Annotated in this window: 4 protein-coding genes; 3 read left to right on the top strand and 1 reads right to left on the bottom strand. The window is 62.2% G+C overall.

Annotated features, from left to right (window positions below; genetic code table 11):
• Nucleotides 1-297 precede the first annotated feature (297 nt).
• On the top strand, nt 298-1,527 hold the full coding sequence (locus J7U46_RS22725) for a metallophosphoesterase (protein WP_282829537.1): 1,230 nt from the start codon (nt 298-300) through the stop codon (nt 1,525-1,527).
• A gap of 1,568 nt (nt 1,528-3,095) precedes the next feature.
• On the opposite strand, the gene J7U46_RS22720 is transcribed toward J7U46_RS22725, so the two are convergent.
• A protein-coding gene (locus tag J7U46_RS22720) for an IS3 family transposase (RefSeq protein WP_282829536.1) occupies nt 3,096-4,198 on the bottom strand; the annotation gives its coding sequence in 2 pieces (ribosomal slippage) (nt 3,096-3,940 and nt 3,940-4,198; 1,104 coding nt in all).
• Between the two features lie 190 nt (nt 4,199-4,388).
• On the opposite strand from J7U46_RS22720, the gene gnd reads away from it, so the two are divergent.
• Nucleotides 4,389-5,810, top strand: a complete 1,422-nt coding sequence (gene gnd / locus J7U46_RS22715) for a decarboxylating NADP(+)-dependent phosphogluconate dehydrogenase (RefSeq protein WP_282829534.1) — start codon at nt 4,389-4,391, stop codon at nt 5,808-5,810.
• A 130-nt stretch (nt 5,811-5,940) separates the two neighbouring features.
• Nucleotides 5,941-6,786: a DUF364 domain-containing protein gene (locus J7U46_RS22710; RefSeq protein ID WP_282829533.1), complete on the top strand. Its 846-nt coding sequence runs from the start codon at nt 5,941-5,943 to the stop codon at nt 6,784-6,786.
• Nucleotides 6,787-6,889 lie beyond the last annotated feature (103 nt).

The following is a 6,889-nucleotide window of genomic DNA, read 5'->3' as shown; positions in this document are numbered from 1 at the left end:
CTAGGGTGACGGTACCACCGGCTTCGATGGCACCGTCCGCTCCGCGTCTCGCTCCTACACCATCGTCGAGCTTGGCGGAGCGCAGGGCCTCTCTACCAGCATCGCATCAAAGGCAGCGCCCCTCGCAATGGCTTTTCCACTTCGGCCACACCTGCAAGCCGGCTCGCGACTTGTAGCGATGCGGCCGGTGGCGTGTGGGAATGTTTCTAAGGTGGCGTCGTGCACACATCGGAGCATCAGGCTAGTGGTAAGCAGAGGCCGCCCGGGCCGCCAGACCCATTCCGAAGGTATTCACAAATGAAGAGACGCAACAGGAACGGCATGCGGCTGCTTCCCATACGGGGCCTGCTGAGCCTGATCTTTGCAGCTGGCCAGTTTGGCATGTGTGCCCAAGCAGAAGCGCCTCGAGTAATTCAAGCGTGGTCGTTCTATTCCACGCCGCCTTTTGTAGTAGACGAGCGAAGCAATGCTGGACTTTGCAAGGACTTGATCGATCAACTGAATAGACGGCTGGCTGGCGAGTATGAGATTCAGCTAAACATGGTGCCCAGAGCCCGGGTCAATCGCCTTCTTGAATCAGGCGCAACCGGCGTGGTGCTGTTTGCTCCATCGATGACCTTTGGCGGCATCAGCGGGAGCAGTCCATACAGTTGGAGTATTCCTCTGATGCGTGATCGTCAAACGGTCATTTCGCTCAAACCGCCGCAAGGACGGCAGGCTGTCTTTATCGGAGACCTGATCGACCGCGGCCCGGAGCAGATCAAGGTGATTGAGACCGTGCGCGCCATGATCGATGCGGGCAATGCGCGCGCCGTCATGGGCAATCATGAATTCAATGCCATTGGCTACGTCACGCCCAACTTCGATGACCCTCACAAATTCCTGCGTCCACACACGCCGTCCAAGGTCGCGCAGCATCGCGAGTTTCTCGACCAAGTGGGAGAAGGGTCCGAAAGACATCGCGAACTGGTGACTTGGTTTCGGTCATTGCCAGTTGCGCTGGATCTGGGATCCATCCGAGTCGTTCATGCCTGGTGGCACCAGGACTACGTTGATGAGATAGCCGGATCCGTAGGCTCGGATGGGTTCATGTCTGATGACTTCTTGCAGCGAGCTTTTTGCAAAGGAACTGCGGAGTGCAAAGCGATGGAAGGACTGACCAAAGGCCTCGAAGTGAAGCTGTCCGACGGCCACTCCTATTTCGATCATCAGGGTGAAGCTCGTCGGGATCTCAGGTGTCGCTGGTGGCACGAAAGCCAGAGAACCATTCGCGATGTCGCGATCGTCCCAAGGCACGCGACCGCGAGCATTCCCGCAAGCCCATTGCCTGAAGACTATCTGGGTTCACCCGCCACCGGGTCGCCCATCTTCATTGGGCACTATTGGATGGACGGCATTCCGGCGCCCCATTTGCCTCGGGTTGCGTGTGTTGACTACTCCGCCGCGGGCAGCGGGCCGTTGGTGGCCTATCGCTGGACGGGTGAGTCAACGCTCAGCAGAGCTGGATTCATCACCAGCACCGACTAGGCAAGACAATTGGCGGGAGCAACGACTGCCGCGGCCGCCTGGGGACCACGGGCAGCGAGCCAAAAGTGCAAAGGAAGGGACGCTGGCGGCCCAGGTTGCTCGGTCGGCCAACGGTACGGATGGGGATTGAGCGCACGATTCCGCAACGGGCCGGGCCTGATTCGGCCAAGAGACGCTTCCTGAAAGAAGTGTCTTGCATCCGAACGCGCTTGATCTACCAGCTCACGAAGATTCTCCCGACACATTGACAGCGTCGGCGACACGCCTCCACTCCGACCAGTCCAACTCCGTCACGGTGACTCCCTTGAGGGGCCGACGGCATTCCGACTTCTTGACGGATCGATTCGGAGGCCACTGTCCAAACAGAAGGGCCAGAACTTGCTCGCTCAAGTCGCCAGGGCGACTGACGTTCAAGACTGTGAGATCGCGATCAGCGACAGCTTCGATGCCGTCCAAGTTGAGTGCGTGAACCCGTTCCAAATTCCGCGCATGTTCAGCGATGGCCGTCGCCGGGTCTCCGCGGAACAAGGAGACCCTGGCCACAATTTGGGCAGACAAGGAAGCAGGCTTCATCCACGGGGCCCTCGTAAAGATATAGCGGTTGGGACAGACCGATCTGGTCCGACTGCTATTCGAAGCAGTACACAAAAGTCGACATTTGCCAAGGTGAGGGTATCGTGTTTGCTATTTCGGTGGCTCCAATCGCTAATTTTTACGACGAGACCCCGGGGTAGGGAGTAAAAATTAGCGATTGAGGGTGGTTTTGGGGCTTTTGAAAACACAAAAGTCGGCAACTGTCCAACCCAATGGGGTCGAGATGTTCGATTGATGTTCGATTGATGTTCAGTTGATGTTCAACTCCATCGACGGGGCCCGATCAAGTGGGTACGCCTCAAGTTGATGTTCAGTTGATGTTCGACTGATGCGCAAGGCGATGTCGCGAGCGGCCTCCTGGATGAACTCAGGCCCGCCGGCGTCGATCCGGAGCGGTCGGATCCAACTCTTGTGCTGTGATTTGCCCTTTGGCCCGGCCTCATAGTGCTTTTTGGGGGGCTTTTGGGATCTCCGAAGCAGCTTGTTACCCCTCCAAATCAGAGAGCATTGCTACCCCCGAATTCTTGTCCCGTGTAACGCTTTGGACTTGACAGTGGTTTGTCCCTGTAACGTGGGGAGAGACGCAAAGTCAGTGCTTCGAAGGCGTGAATCCTGTGCCTCGTCAATTCAGACAGGCCGGGTTAGGGTGTGCTCGATACCCGGCAGGTCAGCGATGCGGACGTCGGTCGCGGTCTTCAGCTTCAGGCTGGGAGCAGCCGGTCGCCTTCCCGCGATCTCGGTGCGACATGAGCGCGAGGCGGGCTGCCGGTCAGCGGTCATTCGTGTGGGGCGGCGATCGACCCGTTGCCGACTCTCGCCAATCTCGATTGCAGGCAGCTAAGCTGCCGGTCATGCAGCCGTGTGCCCGCTATTCGACCCACGCCCAGAGTGCTGTACATCGCCAGCGGTGGCACAGCCGGTTGAGAAGCGGTGCGATCCCCTTGACCTGCTCGGTTTAATCGAGACGTTTATTCCTAGAAGACGGCGGGTTGCAGGTGTTGGCGGAGTTGCTGCTTGAACTCCACTGGGGTCAAGTATTGCAGGCTGCTGTGCGGACGGACCTCGTTGTAGTGCTGGCGCCAGGTCTCGATGACGACGCTGGCCTCGCGACGCGAGCGGAACCATTCGACAGACAGGCACTCGTCGCGGAACTTGCCGTTGAAGCTCTCGTCGGTGCCGTTTTGCCAGGGCTTGCCAGGCTCATTGAGCACAGTGGCGATGCCGGAAGCGGCGATCCACTCCAGGATGGCCAGGCTGACGAACTCCGGCCCGTTGTCCGAGCGCATGAACAGTGGCGCCCCGTGCAGGCTGACCAGCCGCGACAGCACCTCGATGACACGCCTGGAGCGAATCGAGCCGGCCACGTCGATGGCCAGGCATTCCCGGGTGAACTCGTCGACGACCGTCAGGCACTTGATCTGCTGCCCGCTGGCCGTGGTGTCGAAGACGAAGTCGTAGGCCCAGACCATGTTGGCTTTGAACGGTGTGTGGATGCGCGGCCGCACGGACGCAATGCGCTTGCGAGGCCGCTTCCTGGGCACGAGCAGACCGGCCTGACGCCACAGCCGATGCGTGCGCGACCAACTCAGCTCGAAGCCGCGACGGCGCAGGAACACGCGGATGCGACGGTAGCCGTAGCGCGGGTATTGGGCAGAGAGTTCCTTCATCGCATCGATCACCGGTGCGTCCTTGGCCGGCAGCCGTGGCTCGTAGCTTGGCGTGGAGCGCGACATGCCGATCAGCCCGCAAGCCCGACGCAGACTCAGGCAGCGCTCGCGAGCGAAGGCAACCTGGGCACGTCGAGCCAGCGGGCTCACCATTTTTTTGCGTTGATCTCTTTCAGGATCGCGTTGTCCAGCGTGGCTTCGGCCAGCAGCTTCTTGAGCCGGCTGTTCTCCAACTCCAGCGCCTTGAGCCGCTTGACGTCGGCGACCTCCAACTGGCCGAAGTGCTTGCGCCAGGCATAGATCGTGGGCTCACTGACCTTGTGCTTCTTGGCCGCCTCGGCCACCGTGGTGCGGTCCGCCTCGCGCAGGATCGCGACCATCTGCTCTTCCGTGAATCGACTCTTTCTCATGGGCTCCTCGGGGATGGAGCCATCTTCTCTTGGAATCAGTGTCTCGAAGAATCCGGGCAGGTCACCCTGAGGGTTAACGCGCTGCTTGATGCCGCGTCAGCCCGCGCGCCAATTCCGATTCGCGGATCCGAGGGAAGCGTTGCGCGGCCCGCAGTGACAATGAGTGCCTCTTTCCGCGAGGCTCGAAGCCATGACCGTGCAGAACGACTTCGGCCTCATCGGCCTGGGCGTGATGGGCCAAAACCTGGTGCTCAATGTCGAGGGCCGGGGCTTCAGTGTCAGCGTCTTCAATCGCACCGACGCGGTAACGCGCGAGTTCGTCGCCGCGCACCCGGGCAAGCGGCTGCTTGGCGCAGCCAGCCTGGACGAATTCGTCGCCAGCCTGTCGCGGCCGCGAAAGGTGATGCTGATGGTCAAGGCTGGCGCCGCGGTCGACGCGGTCATCGAGCAGTTGCTCCCGCAACTGGAAGCTGGCGACATCATCATCGACGGCGGCAACAGCCTGTACGCCGACACCGAGCGGCGCGACACCTGGCTCACCGCGCACGGGCTGCGCTTCATCGGCGCTGGCGTCTCGGGCGGCGAAGAGGGTGCGCGCAAGGGCCCGTCGATCATGCCCGGCGGGCCGGCATCCGCATGGGCCGTGATACGGCCGATCTTTGAGGCCATTGCCGCGCGGGTCAATGGCCAGCCCTGCGCCATCCACATCGGTCCCGGCGGCGCCGGCCACTACGTGAAGATGGTTCACAACGGCATCGAGTACGGCGACATGCAGCTCATCTGTGAGGCCTACGCGATGCTTCGGTTGGCGGGCTTCTCGACTGACGAGATGGCCGACATCTTCGAAGACTGGAACGAGGGCGAACTGCAGAGCTACCTGATCTTGATCACCGCCAAGGTGCTGCGGCAGCGTGACCCCGAGACCGGACAGCCGGTGGTCGATCTCATCCTCGACAAGGCCGGTCAGAAGGGCACCGGGCAGTGGACGCTCATCAGCGCAGCCGAGAACGCGGTGGTGGTCAGCACCATCAACGCGGCAGTCGAGGCACGGGTGCTGTCTTCGATGAAGGCCGCACGCGTTGCCGCAAGCACGCGACTTCAGGGGCCGACGCCCATGCTGGGGCCGCACCGCGCCGAACTGGCCAGGTTGCTGCACGACGCGCTGTACGCGGCCAAGGTTGTCAGCTACACGCAGGGCCTGGACCTGATGCGCACGATGAGCGAGAAGAAGATCTGGGCGCTCAATCTCGGCAGTATCGCGTCGATATGGCGCGGAGGCTGCATCATCCGCGCGCGGTTCCTCGACCGCATCACCGAGGCCTACCGCGCCGACCCAGGACTGCCCAACCTGATGCTGGCACCCTTCTTCGAAGGCGTGCTGAACCGCAGCCAGCAGGCCTGGCGCGATGTGGTGGCGATGGCGGTGGCCAGCGGTGTCCCGGTGCCGGCGCTGAGCGCGTCCCTGGCCTACTACGACAGCTACCGCTGCGCTCGGCTGCCCGCCAACCTGCTGCAGGCGCAACGCGACTTCTTCGGCGCCCACACTTACGAACGCGTCGACCGGCCGGCCGGTCAGTGGTTCCACACCGTATGGCCCGAGGTGATCGGTTGACCGCTACCGATGTGTTTGTGCGCCCCTTGACCCCGAGGAAACACGAGGCGGACGGACGTCTGGCCATCCAATCGGGTTGCTGGCTGTCCGGCCGTCAACGACACGCCATTCGCCGGGGCATGATGCAGCCATGACTATGATCGCCGAAGCAGTGCTCTCGGACTTGGCGCGCCGCTTGGGGGATGCCCCCGTCCCCCGAGTAAAGGCCTTGCACCTGCCGCCCGTGCCATGGAACGGCAGCAAGGACGGAGAGTTTGGCGCGCTGGAGCTGGCAGACGGCTCGCTGGGTCTGAGCTACGTGCTGCTCGACGGCAGCCTGGGAGCACTCGCCAACGGCCGGGCGGCAGCTGAACTGCCGGGCGCTGACGCCCTGGAGATTGCTGCCGGTTGGCTGGGTGGCCACGCCGCGGCCCGAACGCTGGGCTTTGCGGCGGTGAACGCCTTGTCCCGTCATCTCATTGACCACATGGGCCTTGTCCCGCCCGCAGCACCAGACTCGATCGGCGGCATCGATCCCCAGCCCGGTGAACACATCGGCATGGTCGGTCTCTTTCCACCCCTGGTCAGACAAGTCACCGCACGTGGCGCGCGACTGACCGTGCTTGAACTGCGGGCTGATCTTGCGGGTGAAAACGTCGGCTTCACGGTTACGCTGGACCCGAAGGATCTCGATGGCTGCGACAAGGTGCTCTCCACCAGCACCGTGCTGCTGAACCACACACTGGACATGGTGCTGGCGAACTGCCGCAAGGCACGGCACATTGCGTTGATCGGTCCGGGCGCCGGATGCCTGCCGGAAGTGCTTTTCAAGGCAGGCGTCACCACGCTGGGGGGAACCTGGATCACCGATGCGTCGGGCTTCAAGCAGGCCCTGAATCAGGGTCAGCCATGGAGCAGTTTCGCGCGCAAATTTGCATGGAACGCCACCGATTGGCGAAGCGCATGCATCGACAGATCGGCGCAGAGACGAACCTGACGAAGGCCCGGCGCGCACCACGGCAGGCGTCGCTTGAGCCATACAGCCTGATGCTTAGACTGGCGGGTTCGATGGCGCGCACGCTGCCGCGGCAGGCCGTAAA

Origin of the sequence: Pelomonas sp. V22 (assembly GCF_030014915.1) — a bacterium.
In the GTDB taxonomy this organism is placed as follows: domain Bacteria; phylum Pseudomonadota; class Gammaproteobacteria; order Burkholderiales; family Burkholderiaceae_C; genus JAUASW01.
This window is presented reverse-complemented; position numbering and strand designations above follow the sequence as displayed.